Below are 255 nucleotides of genomic sequence, written 5' to 3'. Positions count from 1 at the left end.
CTGGCAAGATCATCGATCAAAATACGCCAAGAGACACCATCGACTGCATAGTGATGGATCACCAACGCCAAGAGATTGGTCGTAGGCCCTGCAATCCAGCGCGCCACTACTAGCCCGCCAGCGCGCGTAGGATCTAACTCTTGACTCAGGTTAGTAAAGTCAGTGCTTAACTGAGCACGACCAGCAGGGGTTTGGCTATCTAATGACAAGCTTGGAAGTTCTAATACGGGCACTTGCTCTGCTGGTAGTACGGTA

At 51.4% G+C, this 255-nt stretch carries 1 protein-coding gene; it reads right to left on the bottom strand.

All coding sequences use genetic code 11. From position 1 onward, the window contains the following. Window positions 1-255: hypothetical protein (locus tag ICN41_RS11290; protein ID WP_216293027.1), on the bottom strand; the 255-nt coding region annotated here is incomplete at both ends.

This window comes from Polynucleobacter sp. 15G-AUS-farblos (assembly GCF_018882445.1).
In the GTDB taxonomy this organism is placed as follows: Bacteria; Pseudomonadota; Gammaproteobacteria; order Burkholderiales; family Burkholderiaceae; genus Polynucleobacter.
The sequence above is the reverse complement of the archived record's forward strand: the minus strand, read 5'-3'. Positions and strand labels throughout refer to the sequence as shown.